The 15,654-nt window shown below is 73.5% G+C and carries 9 protein-coding genes; 5 read left to right on the top strand and 4 right to left on the bottom strand.

The window, feature by feature from the left end; genetic code table 11:
* The 4 genes from LLG88_11130 to LLG88_11115 all read right to left on the bottom strand — a co-directional run.
* On the bottom strand, nucleotides 1-1,013 hold a 1,013-nt coding region (locus tag LLG88_11130), incomplete at its 3' end, for an anion transporter (GenBank protein MCE5247455.1).
* Nucleotides 1,014-1,025: 12 nt separating this feature from the next.
* The gene (locus LLG88_11125; GenBank protein MCE5247454.1) at nucleotides 1,026-2,177 is read right to left on the bottom strand and encodes a winged helix DNA-binding domain-containing protein; all 1,152 of its coding nucleotides are present in this window, start codon (nucleotides 2,175-2,177) and stop codon (nucleotides 1,026-1,028) included.
* Entirely contained in the window at nucleotides 2,174-5,128 is a 2,955-nt protein-coding gene (locus LLG88_11120; GenBank protein ID MCE5247453.1) for a hypothetical protein, read from the bottom strand. The genes LLG88_11125 and LLG88_11120 overlap by 4 nt, the downstream gene beginning before the upstream one ends.
* Nucleotides 5,121-7,775, bottom strand: coding sequence for a PAS domain S-box protein (locus tag LLG88_11115; protein ID MCE5247452.1), 2,655 nt, complete (start codon nucleotides 7,773-7,775; stop codon nucleotides 5,121-5,123). Before LLG88_11115 ends, LLG88_11120 begins: the two co-directional genes overlap by 8 nt.
* Before the next feature lie 324 nt (nucleotides 7,776-8,099).
* On the opposite strand from LLG88_11115, the gene LLG88_11110 reads away from it, so the two are divergent.
* The 5 genes from LLG88_11110 to LLG88_11090 all read left to right on the top strand — a co-directional run.
* Nucleotides 8,100-9,050 (top strand): metalloregulator ArsR/SmtB family transcription factor, encoded by a 951-nt coding sequence (locus LLG88_11110; protein ID MCE5247451.1) that lies wholly within the window; start codon nucleotides 8,100-8,102, stop codon nucleotides 9,048-9,050.
* Between the two features lie 34 nt (nucleotides 9,051-9,084).
* Nucleotides 9,085-10,548, top strand: coding sequence for an adenosylhomocysteinase (gene ahcY / locus LLG88_11105; protein ID MCE5247450.1), 1,464 nt, complete (start codon nucleotides 9,085-9,087; stop codon nucleotides 10,546-10,548).
* 96 nt (nucleotides 10,549-10,644) lie between these two features.
* Nucleotides 10,645-13,323 carry a PAS domain S-box protein gene (locus tag LLG88_11100; GenBank protein ID MCE5247449.1) on the top strand — a complete coding sequence of 893 codons (2,679 nt, stop codon included), beginning with the start codon at nucleotides 10,645-10,647 and terminating at the stop codon, nucleotides 13,321-13,323.
* A 191-nt stretch (nucleotides 13,324-13,514) separates the two neighbouring features.
* On the top strand, nucleotides 13,515-14,051 hold the full coding sequence (locus tag LLG88_11095) for a hypothetical protein (protein ID MCE5247448.1): 537 nt from the start codon (nucleotides 13,515-13,517) through the stop codon (nucleotides 14,049-14,051).
* Between the two features lie 138 nt (nucleotides 14,052-14,189).
* The coding region (locus tag LLG88_11090) for a M64 family metallo-endopeptidase (protein ID MCE5247447.1) at nucleotides 14,190-15,654 on the top strand (1,465 nt) is incomplete at its 3' end.

Raw genomic sequence — 15,654 nt, 5'->3', positions numbered from 1 at the left:
CCGGGCACGAGCGGGCGGAACAGCATCACCGCCGGCACGTTCGACACGACGTTGCTCAGCGCCGCCGTCACCGCCGAGAACGGCAGCGCGCCGCTCTCCGCCAACGGCAGCGCCGCGGCGAAGAGACGCGCCGAGAGTCCCGTGGACTCGATCGCCCCGGTGACGACGAACAGCCCGGCGAAGAAGACCAAGAGCGACCAGTCCACCTCGCGGAAGACCCGCTCCGGCTTGAGGCGCCGCGTGACCACGAGCAGCGCGGCGGCCGCGAGCGCGGCGAGCGGCGTGGGGACCCCGGCGACGAATCCCGCGAGCATCAGCGCCGTCGCGCCGAGCGACTTGTAGAGCGTCGGCCGGAGCGGCCGCGCCCGCAGCTCCGCGCGCGCCGCGAACGGCCCGCCGCGGAACTCGGCGCGGTAGAGCAGCACGATCGTCCCCCACGCCGCGACGAGGCCGACCGCCGCGACCGGCGCCAGCGCCGCCGCGAACCGCAGGTACGGGATCTTCGACGAGACGCCGATCAGGATGTTCTGCGGGTTGCCGGTGATCGTCGCCGCCGAGCCGATGTTCGCCGCCGCGGCGAGACCGATCAGGTACGGCGCCGGACGCCGCTCCAGCGCGACGCAGAGCTCCAGCACCAACGGCGTGAACATCAGGACCACGGTGTCGTTGAGGAAGAGCGCGGAGAGCAGGCCCGACAGCAGGATCACCAGCGCGAGGAGCCGCCGCGGCGTCCGCGCGCGCCGCGCCGCCCAGCGCGCGGCGAGCTGGAAGAACCCCGCGAGACGCAGGTTCGCGGCGACGATCATCATCGCGAAGAGCAGCGCCAACGTGCCGAGATCGACCGCGCGCAGCGCCGCCTCGAAGCCGATCCCCCCGCCGACGACGAGCGCCGCGCCCCCGGCGAGGGCGATCGTCGCGCGGTTCATCCGCAGCCGCGGACAGCTCCCGACCGCCACGCCGACGAGGGTCGCGGCGATGATCGCGAAGAGCAGCCAGCCCGGCGCCTGGAACATCGCCGCGGCGCCTCAGCCGCGCCGACGGGCGCGCGGACGGACGACGCGCGCGGCGCCGCAGGCGGCGGCGTGGCGGGCGAGCGCGGCGTCGAAGGCGTCGTCGTCGAACGCGGCGCGGTCCTCGCGCCAGAGCTTCAGCACGCGCAGCGTCCCCTTCTCCGCCCGCCCCTCGAAGCGGCCGACCAGCCGTCCCTTGTGCAGCAGCGGGCAGACGTACCAGCCCCAGCGCCGCTTCCCTTCCGGCTTGTAGACCTCCCAGACGTAGTCGAAGCCGAAGGCGTTCCGCACGAGCGCGCGGTCCCAGAGCAGCGGGTCGAGCGGGCCGAGGATCCGCATCCGCCCGTCGGGCGCGGGGAAGCGCCGCCGCCTAAACCCCTTCGGCGCGAGGTAGCGCCGCGACGCGCCGCGAACCGCGACCTCCTCCAGCGATCCGTCGGCGATCAGTTCGTCCACGAGGGGCGACGTGCGCACGTCGGCGAGCATCGACCAGTGCGCGCCGCCGGCGCGGGCGAGCAGCCCCGCCGCCTCGACCCGCTCGAGCAGCGCCCAACGGGCGAAGTCGCCGCCGGCGCGCGACGCGGCGCGCGGCAGCGCCCGCTCCGGCACGTCGTAGAGCTTCGCCTTGCCCCGCCGCCCGCACACGACCACCTGGCAGCGCGTCCAAAGCACCTCGAGCGCCATCGACGCCGCGCGCGACGTCCCCTTCCATCCGCTCCAGTCGAGCGGCTCGACGCGGCCGTGGTCGCCCAACTCGTCGGCCGTCGCCGGCCCGCGTCGGCGCACCTCCTCGAGCACCGCCTCGAGCGTCCGCGGCGCGAGGCGCGTCAGCCGCTCGCCGAGCCGCCACCAGGGCGTCTCCGCCGCCTGGTCGCGGTAGTAGGGAAACGCCGAGGCGGGCAGCAGGCACCGTTCCTTGGCGAAGTGCTCGAAGGCGTGTCCCGGCAGCAGCGCGTCGTAGACCGCGCCGCGGGCGAGGCCGTCCACCCGGGCCATCGCCACGAGGTCGGCGTTCGTGCCGAGCGGGTCGAGCGGGTCGAGCTGGATGCAGCGCAGCCGCTTGAGCGCGGCCCGCGCCCCCGCCGCGCCTTCGGGGAAGACCGGCGCGGCGAGCGCGTGGTGGCCGACGAGAAACGCCCGCGCCTCCTCGGGCTCGAGGATCGTCACGCCAGCGCCTCCGGCAGCAGCTCGTCCACCGCCGCGGAGGCCGCGCGGGAGTGGCGCTCGATGTCGGCGAAGAGCGCGGCGGCGGCCTCGGCCGGCGGCCCTTCGTAGCCGAGCGTGCGCGCCGGGACGGCGAGGTACTCCCGCTCGACGACGTCGGTCGCGGCGACGAGCACGCGGTAGGCCGAGCGCACGGCGACGAGGAACGCGTCGGCCTCGACGAGCGCGCGGTACGACGCCTCCCGCTCCGGCGCGATCCGCGCCAACGTCTCGAACGGATCGAGCGCCCCCTGCTCGCGCACGCCGAGCCGCGCCCGCTCCGCGGCGAGGCAGAAGTCGAGCTCGCGCAGGCCGCCGCGCATGTTCTTGATGTGGATCTGCCCCTCGGGGCGGGCGATCAGCCGAAGGCGCCGCTCCCGCACCTCGCGTCCGAGCAGCGCGCGGAACGAATCGGTCCGCGCGAAGAGGAACGGCTCGAGCACGCGCCGGCGCAGCGCCGCCTCGACCCGCGCGCCGCCGACGATCTCGCGCGCGCCGAGCATCTGGTGCAGGTCCACGAAGAAGTCGGCCGCGCCGTCCCGCGCCATCCGCTCGATCTCGCCGAAGCCGACGCAGAACCGCCCCAGCCGCTCGCCGAGCCGGTACTGGGCGACGACGCCGCGCCGCGCGATCTGGCGGTTCATCAGCACCACCGCGCGCTCGGCGAGGCCGCGGTCCTCCGGATCGTCGGAGTCGATCATCACGAGGAAGTCGTAGTCCTCGTCGTAGGGGCGCGAGCGGGCGTGGCCGCCGGCGAGGTAGATCCCGAGCATGTCGCGCCCGAGCATCCGCGTCCCGCGCTCCCGCTCCGCCTCGCGCAGGCAGACGTCGAACAGGTCGCCGAGGTAGGTCTCGGTCAACTCGGCGAACTCGCCGCGCGTCGCCCGGTTGGCGGTCCCGTGCAGCGTGCCGACGGCGATCCGCAGGAACTCCATGTCGTAGAAGTCGCCGAGCAGCCCCTTCTGCGTCTCGCTGTTCGGGTGCCGTTCGGCGGCGGCGAGGCGGCCGCGGCAGAGCGTGCGCAGGTGCGCGTCCTCGGACAGCGCGAGGACCGTCGCCGGGAACCGCTCGGTGAGCCGCGCGAGGACCCGCTTCAGGTAGCGGCTCGTGTCGCGGTGCACGCCGATGAAGGCGCGGAAGCGGTCGCGCGCCTCGGCGACTTCGGGGCTGCCGATCGAGACGTCGAGCTTGGAGAGGAGGAGCTCCTGCTCCTCGCGGCCGAGCGTCAGCAGGAAGCGGTTCAGCAGGCCGGGATAGAAGCGGAAGGTGCGGGAGAGGGCGCGGATCTCCTCCACCTCCCGCCCGAGCCGCTCGAGGAAGGCGCGGGTGATCTCGCGCGCCGGGTCGTTCTCGCCGCCGGCGCCGGGCCGGCGCGCGAGGAGCGTGACGAGCGTGAGCAGCGCGTACGGCGCCTCGCAGCCCCATTCCGCGTAGAGCGCCGCGACCTCCGCGCGCCGCCCCAGCGGCAGGCGGGCGAAGCTCGCGGCGAGGCGCGCGAGGAGCGCGCCGTCCGGCGCCGCGAGGGCCTCGAGCACGTCGTCCCAGAAGCGCGCGCCGAGGAACGCCGTGGCGCCGAGCGCCAGCTCCTCGGCGAAGTCGATCGGCGGCGGCGCCGGATCGATCGCGCCGCGCGTCCAGCGCGAGAAGCGGCTCGTCTCGCGGAGGTGGCGCGCGGCCTCCTCCATCAGCGGCAGCGCGACCTCGCGCGCCGCGCCGACCGCCTCGTTGTAGTGGACCATCAGGTGGTCCACGCCGCGCACCGGCCCTTGGTCGTGGTACCCCATCGCCTCGGCGACGAGGCCGAGGTTCGCGCGCGCCGCCTCCCCCTCGACCGAGATGTCCTCCTCCTCGGCGATGAAGAGATGCGCGAGGTGGTGGAACGTCTCGAGGAAGACGAGGCTCTCCTCGAGCCGCGAGAGCGGCCCGCGGAGCGACGGACGCCGCCCGCGCAGCAGGCGGAGCAGGTCGCGCGTGCGCGTCGCCTGCAGCCCCTCGGCCGTCTTCAGCGCGAGGGTCAGCGCGACGATCAGCCGCAGCGCGTCGTCCTTGGGGTTGACCACGCCCGGCGGCGGCGGCCGGAGCAGGAGCGAGCGGACCTCCCCCAGCAGCCCCCGCAGGTAGAGCTCGTGGCGGGAGTTGTCCTCCCCCGCGCGGTGGAGATAGGGGGCGACGACCTCGCCCCGCAGCCGACGCAGCAGCGCGCGGCTGCCGGCGAGCGGCTCGGCCCGCAGCAGCTCGGTCACGACGACGAAGTCGAGCCGCCCGTTCCGCAGCGCCTCGGCGAGCTCCTCCGGGCTCAGCGTCAGGCCGTCGGTCTTGACGCGCGCCGCGAGGTAGTGATCGAGCGCGCTGGCGTGGCGCAGCATCTGCACCGTCAGCTGCCCCATCGTCTTGTCCACGAGCGGCCGGTCCGGCCCGCCGTCGTCGAGCACGGCGACGTCGATGTCGTCCTGGTGGCCGCGCGAGCCGACGGAGCAGATCAGGTAGCTGTTCTTGAGCCGCCGCGGCGTCAGCACGCGCAGCACGCGGCGGATGTAGGCGCCGGCGAGCTCGGTGAAGTCGGTCTCGGAACGCGCCAGGAAGGAGCGGTACGACGCGCGCGCGTCGTGGCTCTCGGCGAGGTCCACGGCGAGCCGCTCGAGGGCCCGCGCGTTGAGCAGCAGGTACTGCACCGCGTAGAAGACGCCGAGGAGCGTCAGCTGCTCCTGCGGGTCGCGCGCCGCGGCGGCGACGAGATCGAAGTCGTCGGCCAAGGACGGCGCGGCGCGGTCGAGATGGACGCGCGGCAGCCCGCCGGAGACCTCGAGCCGCGAGACGAGCAGATCCCCGTTGCGCTCGATGGCGCGGGTGAACTTGCGGGCCGTGTTGCCGAGGGGCAGGGCGCGGCGAAGCAGCCGCTCGAACGGACTACCCATGGAGGACCTTGTGCAGCGCGGCCAGGAGGCGCGCCGCGGTGAACGGCTTGGGGACGAAGGCGTCCACTTCGCCCGTCAGGACGTCGCGCGCCGCGTCGTCGGGAACGCCGGTGATCGCGACGAAGCGGGCGGGGCCGCCGATGCGTTGCATCGCGCGGATCGCCGCCGGACCGTCGAGGCGGGGCATCATCATGTCGATCAGCACGAGCGCGATCCGGTCGGCGTGGGAGCCGTAGAGCGCCACCGCCTCGACGCCGTCGCGCGCGCTGAGCGTCGCGTAGCCGTGGCGCTCGAGGATCCGCCGCGCGACCTCGCGGATCGCCGGCTCGTCGTCCACGACGAGGATCAGCTCCCCGGCGCCGCGCGGCGTCTCGGCCGGCTCCTCGGCGGCGGCGACCGCCGCGGCGGCCGACGGCAGGAAGACCTCGAACAGCGCGCCGCCGCCCGGCGCGTCGTCCACGCGGACGAACCCGCCTTGGCCGCGCACGATCGCGTGGACGGTGGAGAGGCCGAGCCCCGTGCCGCGTCCGACTTCCTTCGTCGTGAAGAACGGCTCGAAGATCCGCTCGCGCAGCTCCGGCGGAACGCCCGGGCCGCTGTCGGAGACGGCGAAGACGACGTAGTCGCCGGGCTGCGCGCCGAACGAGAGCCGCGGATCGTTGACCGGGAGCTCCTCGCCGCGGGCGGCGAGGCGCAGCAGGCCGCCGGAGGGCATCGCGTCGCGCGCGTTGACGAGCAGGTTGAGCAGCACCTGATGGAGCTGCGACGGGTCGGCCTCCACGGGACCGAGGTTGTCCGGCGCGGCGACCATCAGCTCGATCGAGCGGGGGAACGTCTCGACGACGATCCGCGCCACTTCGCGGACGGCGCGCGAGGGGTCGAGCGCCACCCGCTCCCCCTTCGAGCCGCGCGCGAACGTGAGCACCTGCCGCACGACCCCCGCCCCGCGCTGCGCGGCGGTCTCGATCGTCTCCACCAGCGCCGCGGCGCGCGGCTCGCGCAGCTCGGACCGCAGCAGCTCCGCGGCCATCACGATCGGCGCGAGGACGTTGTTGAGGTCGTGGGCGATCCCGCCGGCGAGCGTGCCGAGCGCCTCCATCCGCTGCGCGCCGATCAGTTGGGCCTCCAGCCGCCGCTGCTCGGTGACGTCGGTGTTGATCACCAGAAACGCCTTCGGCCGTCCCTCCGCGTCGCGCACCAACGTCCAGCGGCTCTGCACGCGCACGCGCCGGCCGTCCTTCGTCGTCTGCTCGATCTCCCCCGTCCACGCGCCGTCGACCAGCGCGGGGAGGCGCGCCTCCGCGTCCGGTCCCGACGCGCCGTCGTAGAGGAGATCCTCCGCCCGCCGCCCGACCGCCTCCGCGGCCGTCCAGCCGTAGAGCCGCTCCGCCCCCTTGTTCCAGTAGGTGATCGCGCCGTCGAGCGCCCGCACGGCGATCGCGTCCCGCGCGTTGTCGAGCAGCGCCGCCTGCTCGCGGATCTTCTCCTCCGCCGCCTTGCGCGCCTCGAGGGACTCCACGATCCCCAGCTCGAAGCGGGGCTTGCCGGCGGCGTCGAGGACGAGAGATCCGGCGATGCGGCACTGGACGACGACGCCGTCCTTCCGCATGAACCGCCGCTCGCGGACCCGTTCGCCGCCGAGCGCGAGGCCGTCCCGTCCGTCCGCCGCGGCCTCCCGGTCGCCCTCGACCGCCAGATCCTCGTACCTCCTGCGGCGCAGCTCCTCGAGCGTGTAGCCGAGAAGCCGCTGGAGCGCCTCGTTGGCCTCGACGATGAGGTGGGTCTTCGAGTCGGAGAGCGCGATCCCCAGCGCCGACGACTCGAAGACGCGGCGGAAACGCTCTTCGCTTTCCCGCAGCGACCCCAGGGCCCGCTCGCGCTCGGTGACGTCGAACGAGATGCCGCCGAGGGCGTAGATCCGGCCCGAGGCGTCGCGCAGCGGGAACTTCACCGACGAGAAGACGCACGGCTCGCCGCCGCGCCGACCCGGCTCGAGGAACTCCCGCGACTCGCCGCTCTCCAGCACCGCGAGGTCGTTGGCGCGGTAGACCGCGGCGTCCTCGGGGCCGAAGAGATCGGCCCCGTCCCGCCCGAGGATCTCCTCGCGCGTCAAGCCCAGGTATTGCTCGAAGGCGCGGTTCAAGAACAGGAGCCGGCCGTCGCGGGCCTTCACGAAGACGAGCGCCGGCGAGTGCACCACGGTCGCCCGCTGGATCTCCGCCACTTCGTGGTCGGCGAGGAGCGAACGCTCGTCGCGCATCTGCCCCGAGAGGAGCATCGCCGCCGCGCGGCGCGAGAGGGCCGCCTCGAGCGCGAGGCGCAGCGTCTGCGCGTCGTCCGGCGCGGCGGAGATCACCGGCGGCGCGCCGTCGGGATTGGGCGGCGCGGGGGGACGGACCAGGCAGACGACGGGAACGGAACCCTCGCGGCCGGCGCGCGCCGCGGCGGCCCCGTCGAGGCCGGCCGCGTCGTCGAGCAGGACGACGACGGCGACGAACCCGCCCTCGGCCGCGGCCGCGGCGAGTTCCTCGCCGTTCGCCGCGCGGCGCGCCACGTCGTAGCCCAGCGCGCCGAGCGTCGCCGCGAGGGTCGCGGCGGCGTCGGCGTCGCCGGCGGCGACGAGGAGGGGCGCTGGTCCTGGGGTCATCTCTCGTTCCGCGGGACCGTCCGCAAACCGGCCCGCCGAAGCCGCAGCCGAGACGGCCGCGCCGCCGCGATTATAGGTTCCCCGCCGACCGCCCGTCCGCGCACAGTGAAGCCGAGATTGTTGCGGCGGCCGAGCCGGGCCGGGCGGCCGGCCCGCGCCCGCCGGCGGCCGCCCGGGAACCGGGAACGGCGTCACATCTCCTCCGATTGCGGCAACGGAACGCCCACTGATTGCCGACGCCGTTCCCGTGCAACAGGCTCGGCTTCACCGTGCGGAGGTTGCGCCGCGCGGCGGCGGAATGTATCGTTCAATCCGGATAGACGGATGAATAAGCCCGCCCAGCCCCGCGTCCTCGTCGCCCGCATCCAGGCGCTGGCCGACGTGACCCGCCTGCGCCTGCTGCGCCTGCTGGAGCGGCGGGAGCTGGGGGTCGCGGAGCTCTGCGACGCGCTGCAGCTGCCGCAGTCGACGGTCAGCCGGCACCTCAAGTTGCTCGCCGACCAGGGGTGGGCGGCGAGCCGGCGCGACGGAACGTCGAACCTTTACCGCATGGTCCCGCGGGAGCTCGACCCGGCCGCCCGCGCCCTCTGGCGCACGGCGCGCGAGGAATGCGCGCAGTGGGCCACCGCGCGCCAGGACGAGCTGCGCCTCGCCGCCCGGCTCGAGGAGCGGCGCGGGGCCTCGCGCAGCTTCTTCAACCACGCCGCCGGCTCCTGGGACGCGGTGCGGCGCGAGCTGTACGGCGAGGGGTTCCTCGCCGCGGCGCTCGCCGCGCTCCTGCCGCGCGAGTGGACCGTCGCCGACCTCGGCTGCGGCGCGGGGCATCTCGCCGCGGAGCTGGCGCCGCGCGTCGCGCGCGTCGTCGGCGTCGACCAGTCGGAGGCGATGCTCGCCGCGGCGCGCGCCCGCACCGCGCCGTTCGCCAACGTCGAGCTGCTTCCCGGGGAGCTCGAGGCGCTGCCGCTGGAGAGCGGCTCGTGCGACGCGGCGCTGATGATCCTGACCCTCTGCTACCTTCCCGACCCCGCGCCGGCGCTGGCCGAGATGGCCCGCGCGCTGCGTCCCGGCGGCCGGGCGGTCGTCGTCGATCTCCTCGCCCACGACCGCGAGGACTTCCGGCGCGCCATGGGGCAGGCCCACGCCGGCTTCGACCCCGGGCGTCTCGCCGAGCTTCTGTCGGACGCGGGCTTCGCCCGCGCCGACGTCCGACCGCTTCCCCCCGCGCCGGGGGCGAAGGGGCCGGCCCTTTTCGTCGCCGCCGCCGACCGCGGCTGACGGCTTCCCGCGACGCATCCAAGGAGGACACGCCATGTCCCGCACGTTCGCCGAATCCCACGGGCCTTTGGAGTACAAGGTCGCCGACCTGTCGCTCGCCGACTGGGGGCGCAAGGAAATGATCCTCGCCGAGCAGGAGATGCCGGGGCTGATGGCCGTGCGCGCCGAGTACGCCGCGTCGCGCCCGCTCGCCGGCCAGCGGATCACCGGCTCGCTGCACATGACGATCCAGACCGCCGTGCTGATCGAGACGCTGCGCGCCCTCGGCGCCGACGTGCGCTGGGCGTCGTGCAACATCTTCAGCACCCAGGACCACGCCGCGGCGGCGATCGTCGTCGGCCCCGACGGGACGCCGGAGGCGCCGCGCGGCGTGCCGGTCTTCGCCTGGAAGGGGGAGTCGCTGGAGGAGTACTGGGCCTGCACCGAGCGGGCGCTCGACTTCGGAAGCGGCCGCGGCCCGACGCAGATCGTGGACGACGGCGGCGACGCGACGCTCCTGATCCACAAGGGGGCGGAGTACGAGAAGGCCGGCGCGGTGCCCGACCCGAAGACCGCGGAGAGCGAGGAGTTCGCCTGCGTGCTGGCGCTCCTCGGCCGGCTGTTCAAGGCCGACCCGCGCCGCTTCGCGAAGATCGCCGCCGAGATGCGCGGCGTGACCGAGGAGACGACGACCGGCGTCCACCGTCTCTACGAGCGGGAAAAGAACGGCTCGCTCCTCTTCCCCGCGATCAACGTCAACGACAGCGTCACCAAGAGCAAGTTCGACAACCTCTACGGCTGCCGGCACTCGCTGGTGGACGGCCTGATGCGCGCCACGGACGTCATGCTCGCCGGCAAGGTCGCGCTGGTCTGCGGCTACGGCGACGTCGGCAAGGGCTGCTGCCAGTCGCTCCGCGGCCAGGGGGCGCGGGTCATCGTCACGGAGATCGATCCGATCTGCGCGCTGCAGGCGGCGATGGAGGGGTACGAGGTCCGGACGCTCGAGGACGTCCTGCACTACGCCGACGTCTTCGTCACCACGACCGGCAACCGGGACATCATCCTCGCCGAGCACATGTCGCGGATGAAGGACGGGGCGATCGTCGGGAACATCGGCCACTTCGACAACGAGATCGACATGGCGGGGCTCAAGGCCTGGCCGGGCGTCCGCCGCACGAACATCAAGCCGCAGTACGACAAGTGGACCTTCGCCGACGGGCACAGCGTGCTGATCCTCGCCGAAGGGCGCCTGCTCAACCTCGGCTGCGCCACCGGCCACCCGAGCTTCGTCATGTCCAACAGCTTCACCAACCAAGTGCTGGCGCAGATCGAACTGGCGACGCATCTGGAGCGCTACGGCAAGAAGGTCTACGTCCTGCCGAAGCACCTCGACGAGAAGGTCGCGCGGCTGCACCTCGAGAAGATCGGCGTGAAGCTGACGACGCTGACCAAGGCGCAGGCCGACTACATCGGCGTGCCGGTCGAGGGGCCGTACAAGCCGGACCACTACCGCTACTGACCGCCCGCAGTCCCGTTTCGCGGCCCCCGCCCCGCCGGGCGGGGGCCGTATTCTTTTACAATTGGTCGGCCGAAAGCCGGGGGGAGAGGAAGGTCGATGGCCGCGCCGAACTGGGACAGCCTGCTCCGCATCGTGGAACACCTTCCGGACCCGACGATGATCATCGACGTCGAAGGACGCATCGTCGCCTGGAACCCGGAAATGGAGCGGCTCACCGGCGCCCCCAAGGAGGCGATGCTCGGCCGCGGCGGATACGCCCATTCGACGCCGTTCTACGGCTTCGCCCGGCCGATGCTGATCGACCTCGTGCGCCGGCCCGATCCGGAAGTCGAGTCCGCCTACGAGCTCTTCGAGAAGCGGGGCCGCAGCCTCTTCGCCGAGATCAGCGCCCCCGCGCTGCGCGGAGGACGCGGCGCGTACATCTGGGGGACGGCGTCGCCGCTCCACGACCAGGAGGGCCGCTTCATCGGCGCGATCGAGCAGATCCGCGACGTCACGAACCGCAAGGAGATGGAGAACGCGCTGATCGCCAGCGAGGACCGTCTGGCGATGGCGCTCGACGCCTCGAACGACGGGCTCTGGGACTACGACGCGCGGCAGGGACGGCTCTACTTCAGCCCCCGCTGCGCCGGCATGCTCGGCTACGCCCCCGAGGAGCTCTCGCCGTTCGACCGGCCGTGGGCCGCGCTCCTCCACCCCGACGACCTGTCGGACGCGGACGCGGCCTTCGACCGTCTCTTCGCGGGCGAGACCGACGCGCTGGAAATGGAATACCGCCTGCGGACGAAGGACGGCGACTATCGCTGGATCCTGTGCCGCGGCAAGGCGTTCAACCGCGGCCCCGACGGCCGTCCGACCCGCATCGCCGGCACGCACACCGACATCACCGCGCTCAAGCGGGCCGAGGCGGAGGCGCTGGAGTGGGAGCGGCGCTACGAAACGGCGATCGCGGCGGCGCGGATGATCGCCTACGACGTCAACGTCTGGTCCGGCGAGATTCTGTGGGGCGCCAACATGGAGCGGCTCCTCGGCTTCGCGTCCGACGAGAGAGGCGGCGTCCGCTGGTGGATCGACCACATGCACCCCGACGACCGCGCCGACGTCGTCGCCCGGTTCGAGCGGGCGGTCGCGAACCAGGGGGTGCTCGAGGCGAGCTACCGCGTGCGGCGCCGCGACGGCCAGTGGATCTGGCTGGCCGACCGCGGCTACGTGATCGGTCTGGGGCGGGAGGCGCGGATGTTCGGCGTCCTCAGCGAGGACACGGCGCGGCGCGAGGCGGAGGAGACGCTGCGGCGGAGCGAGGCGCACTTCCGCGCGCTGATCGAGCGGAGCTTCGACGGGATCGTCCTCGTGGACGAGGGCGGCGTGATCCGCTACGTCAGCCCGTCCACCACGACGATCCTCGGCTGGGAGCCGCGGGATCTGTTGGGGCTGAAGGAGATCGACTTCCTCCATCCGGAGGACCAGGAACGCGTCGCGCCGTTCCTCGCCACCCTGCGCGGCCACCCCGGCGGCTCCTACACGGCGGTCGCCCGCGGGCGGCGGCGCGATGGGGAGTGGCGCTGGCTCGAAGGGACGGTCACCAACCTGCTGCAGGAGCCCGCCGTCCGCGCGATCGTCACGAACTACCGCGACGTCACCGAGCGGCGGCGGCTCGAGGAGCAGTTCCGCGAAGCGCAGAAGATGGAATCGGTCGGCCGTCTCGCCGGCGGCGTGGCCCACGACTTCAACAACCTGCTCACGGTGATCGTCAACGCCGCGGAACTGGCGGCGGCCGACCTGCCCGCCGAAGGCGCGGCGCGGCGCGACCTCGCCGCCGTGCAGGAGGCGGCGGCGCGGGCGGCGACGCTCACGCAGCGCCTGCTCGCCTTCGCGCGGCGCCAGATCGTCCAACCGAGCGCGGTGGACCTCAACGCGCTCCTCGCCGACATGGGGCAGTTGCTGCGCCGCCTGCTGGGCGAGGACGTCGAACTCGACGCGCCGCCCGAGGGGGCGACGCCGGCGATCGCGCGCGTGGACCGCGGCCTGATCGAGCAGGTCGTCGTGAACCTCGCGGTGAACGCGCGCGACGCGATGCCCGACGGCGGCCGCCTGACGCTCCGCGCCGCGCCGGCGGACGCCGGCGACGCCGACCGCTTCGTCGCGTTGACGGTGAGCGACACCGGCTGCGGCATGTCGGAGGAGGTGCGGCGCCACCTGTTCGAGCCGTTCTTCACCACGAAGGCGGCCGGCAAGGGAACCGGGCTGGGGTTGGCGACCTGCTACGGCATCGTGCAGCAGAGCGGCGGCCGGATCGAGGTCGAGAGCGCCCTCGGCGAGGGGACCACGGTGCGGGTCTTCCTGCCGCGCGCCGCGGCGGCCGACGTCGCGCCCGACCGGCCGGCGCCGCGGCGGGCGCCGCGCGGCTCGGAGTCGATCCTCGTCGTCGAGGACGAGGCGGCGCTGCGCGACCTCGCCGTGCGCGTCCTCGGCGCCGCCGGCTACCGCGTCCGCGCCGCGGCGGACGCGGACGAGGCGCTGGCGCTCGCCGGGCGCGAGGGGGCGCCGGCGCTGCTCCTGACCGACGTCGTGATGCCGCGGATGGACGGGCGCGAGTTGGCGCGCCGCTTCCGCGAGACCGCGCCCGACGCGAAGGTCCTCTTCATGTCCGGCTACACCGACGACGCGCTGCTGCGCAGCGGGGAGTTCCCTCCGGGCGTGGCGTTGCTGCCGAAGCCGTTCGCCCCCGCCGCGCTGCTCGAGGCGGTGCGCCGCGCCCTCGACGGCGTCCGCTGATCCGCGGCGCCGGCGCGGCCGCCGCGGGCGACCGGCGAGCCGCCCGTGCGTCCTGCGCGGCGGACGGTCGGCGCCTTCAGTCCGCCCTCCGCGGAGGACGATCGCCCCACGGCGGCGGCGCGCGCGGCCGTTCCTTCGGCCATTTCGCGGCATGGCAAGGTTCTCGCATTAGGTCCGGGCGGAGGTGACCCATGAAGACCAACACCGTCCGGTTCCTCGCGAGCGCCGCGACCTTCATCTTCGGCGCCGCGCTGCTTTGCGCCTCTCCCGCCTTCGCGCACGACGACCGCGACCGCCGCGACGATCGCCGCTACGACCGTCGCTACGACCGGCGCGACGACCGCCGCGACGACCGGCGCTACGACCGGCGCGACGACCGCCGCTATGTCCAGCAGCGCGACCGGCGCGACGACCGGCGCTACTTCCGCCGCGCCGACGCGCGCATCGGCGACGTGCCGCGCTTCATCGGCCCGCGCGAGACGGCGTTCTACCGGCCGTACATCGCGTCGCGCTTCTACTACGGGCCGCGCCGCCTCGAGCACGTCGTCTACCGCTTCCCCGTCGAGACGCCGAACGGCGTCGTCTTCCGCACGTTCGTCTACTGCGGCGGCGCGCTGGTCGAAGACGGCCCGGCCTTCGCCGCGTACCTCCGGCCCGCGGTCCTGCCCCCGCTTCCGCCGCCGCCCCCCTTGGGACTGACGTTCGTCTTCCATCTCCCGCTCCGCTGAAGCCGCGCGGCGCGGTTCCGGAGGGGGGAACCGCCGCGCCGCGCACGACCGCGCGAGGCCGGGGCGCCCACCGCCGCGCTCCGGCTTCGCGCGGGGAGTACCATCTCTCCGGCGCCGCGCGCGCCGGAGACCCCCCCGATGAGACTTTGGCCGCTGCTCCTGCTCCCCGCCTTCGCCCTGTCCGCCTTCGCCGCCGACACCTCCCGCTTCGATCGTTTCTTCGAGGACCGCACGCTGCGCGTGGACTACGTGCACTTCGGCGCGGCGAAGGACGAGACGATCGCCCTCGATCGGCTGTTCCGGGGCGGGATCTGGGCCGGCAGCCGCGTCCACCTGACGGACGACGCGGACCTCGGCGAGTACCGCGTCCGCCTCTACGACGCGGCGAGCAACGAGCTGATCTTCTCCCGCAGCTTCAACTCCTACTTCGGCGAGTGGAAGACGTCGGAGCCGGCGCTGCGCGGCGTGCGGCGCGCCTACCACGAGTCGGCGCTCGTGCCGCTGCCCAAGGCGAAGGCGCGCTTCGTCGTCGAGGACCGCGGCCGCGACGACAAGTATCACAAGCTGTTCGAGACGACGATCGACCCGACGTCGTACGAGATCGCGACGCTCGCCCCGCCGCGCGACGTCAAAGTGTACGAGCAGTGGATCGGCGGCGACCCGCACGCCTCGGTGGACATCGTCTTCGTCGGCGAGGGCTACGCCGCCGCCGAGGAGGCGAAGTTCCGCGCCGACCTCGAGCGGTACACCGCGATCTTCTTCTCGCAGGAGCCGTACAGGCGCCTCAAGGACAAGTTCAACATCCGCGGCGCGCTCCGCTTCTCCGAGGAGAGCGGCTGCAGCGAGCCGAGCCGCGGCGTCTACAAGCGCACGGCGCTCGGCGCGACGTACGACTCGCTCGGGTCGGAGCGGTACATGCTGACGGAGGACAACCGCGACCTGCGCGACATCGCCGGCGCGGTCCCCTACGACGCCGTCTTCGTCATGGTCAACCAGAAGCGCTACGGCGGCGGCGGGATCTACAACTTCTACTGCACCTTCGCGACCGACAACCAGTGGAGCCCCTACATCTTCCTGCACGAGTTCGGCCACTCCTTCGCCGGTCTCGCCGACGAGTACTTCACCTCGTCCGTCGCCTACGTGGATCTGCCGACGACGACGGTCGAGCCGCGCGAGCCGAACGTCACCGTGCTGCCGAAGGGGCGTCCGCTGAAGTGGGCCGACCTGGCGACGGCCGGCACGCCGGTCCCGACGCCGTGGGAAAAGGGCGGCTTCGAAGTGCTCGACCTGGGGCTGCAGAAGGAGCGCGAGACGCTGAACAAGCGGATCGCCGCGCGGATGCGCGAAGGGGCGCCGCAGGAAGAGGTGGACGCGCTCAAGGCGCAGGCGGAAGAGCTCTCCACGGAGCACGCCAAGCTCGTGGACGCCTACCTCGCGAAGAGCAAGTTCAAGGGGCAGGTCGGGGCGTTCGAGGGGGCGAACTACATCGCGCACGGCTTCTACCGCCCGGCGCTCGACTGCATCATGTTCACCAAGGGCGCCAAGCCGTTCTGCCCGGTCTGCGCCCGCGCGATCGAGCGCACGATCGCCCGCTACGGCGAAT

The sequence above is a fragment of the bacterium genome, assembly GCA_021372775.1.
Lineage (GTDB): Bacteria > Acidobacteriota > Polarisedimenticolia > J045 > J045 > JAJFTU01.
Note: the sequence above shows the minus strand (reverse complement) of the source record. Positions and strands in the feature narration are given on the sequence as shown.

What these genes read in the sequence shown, in the direction of transcription:
- LLG88_11120 (MCE5247453.1), bottom strand. Translation starts at nt 5,128, where the DNA reads ATGGGTAGTCCGTTCGAGCGGCTGCTTCGCCGCGCCCTGCCCCTCGGC.
- LLG88_11115 (MCE5247452.1), bottom strand. Translation starts at nt 7,775, where the DNA reads ATGACCCCAGGACCAGCGCCCCTCCTCGTCGCCGCCGGCGACGCCGAC.
- LLG88_11110 (MCE5247451.1), top strand. Translation starts at nt 8,100, where the DNA reads ATGAATAAGCCCGCCCAGCCCCGCGTCCTCGTCGCCCGCATCCAGGCG.
- ahcY (MCE5247450.1), top strand. Translation starts at nt 9,085, where the DNA reads ATGTCCCGCACGTTCGCCGAATCCCACGGGCCTTTGGAGTACAAGGTC.
- LLG88_11100 (MCE5247449.1), top strand. Translation starts at nt 10,645, where the DNA reads ATGGCCGCGCCGAACTGGGACAGCCTGCTCCGCATCGTGGAACACCTT.
- LLG88_11095 (MCE5247448.1), top strand. Translation starts at nt 13,515, where the DNA reads ATGAAGACCAACACCGTCCGGTTCCTCGCGAGCGCCGCGACCTTCATC.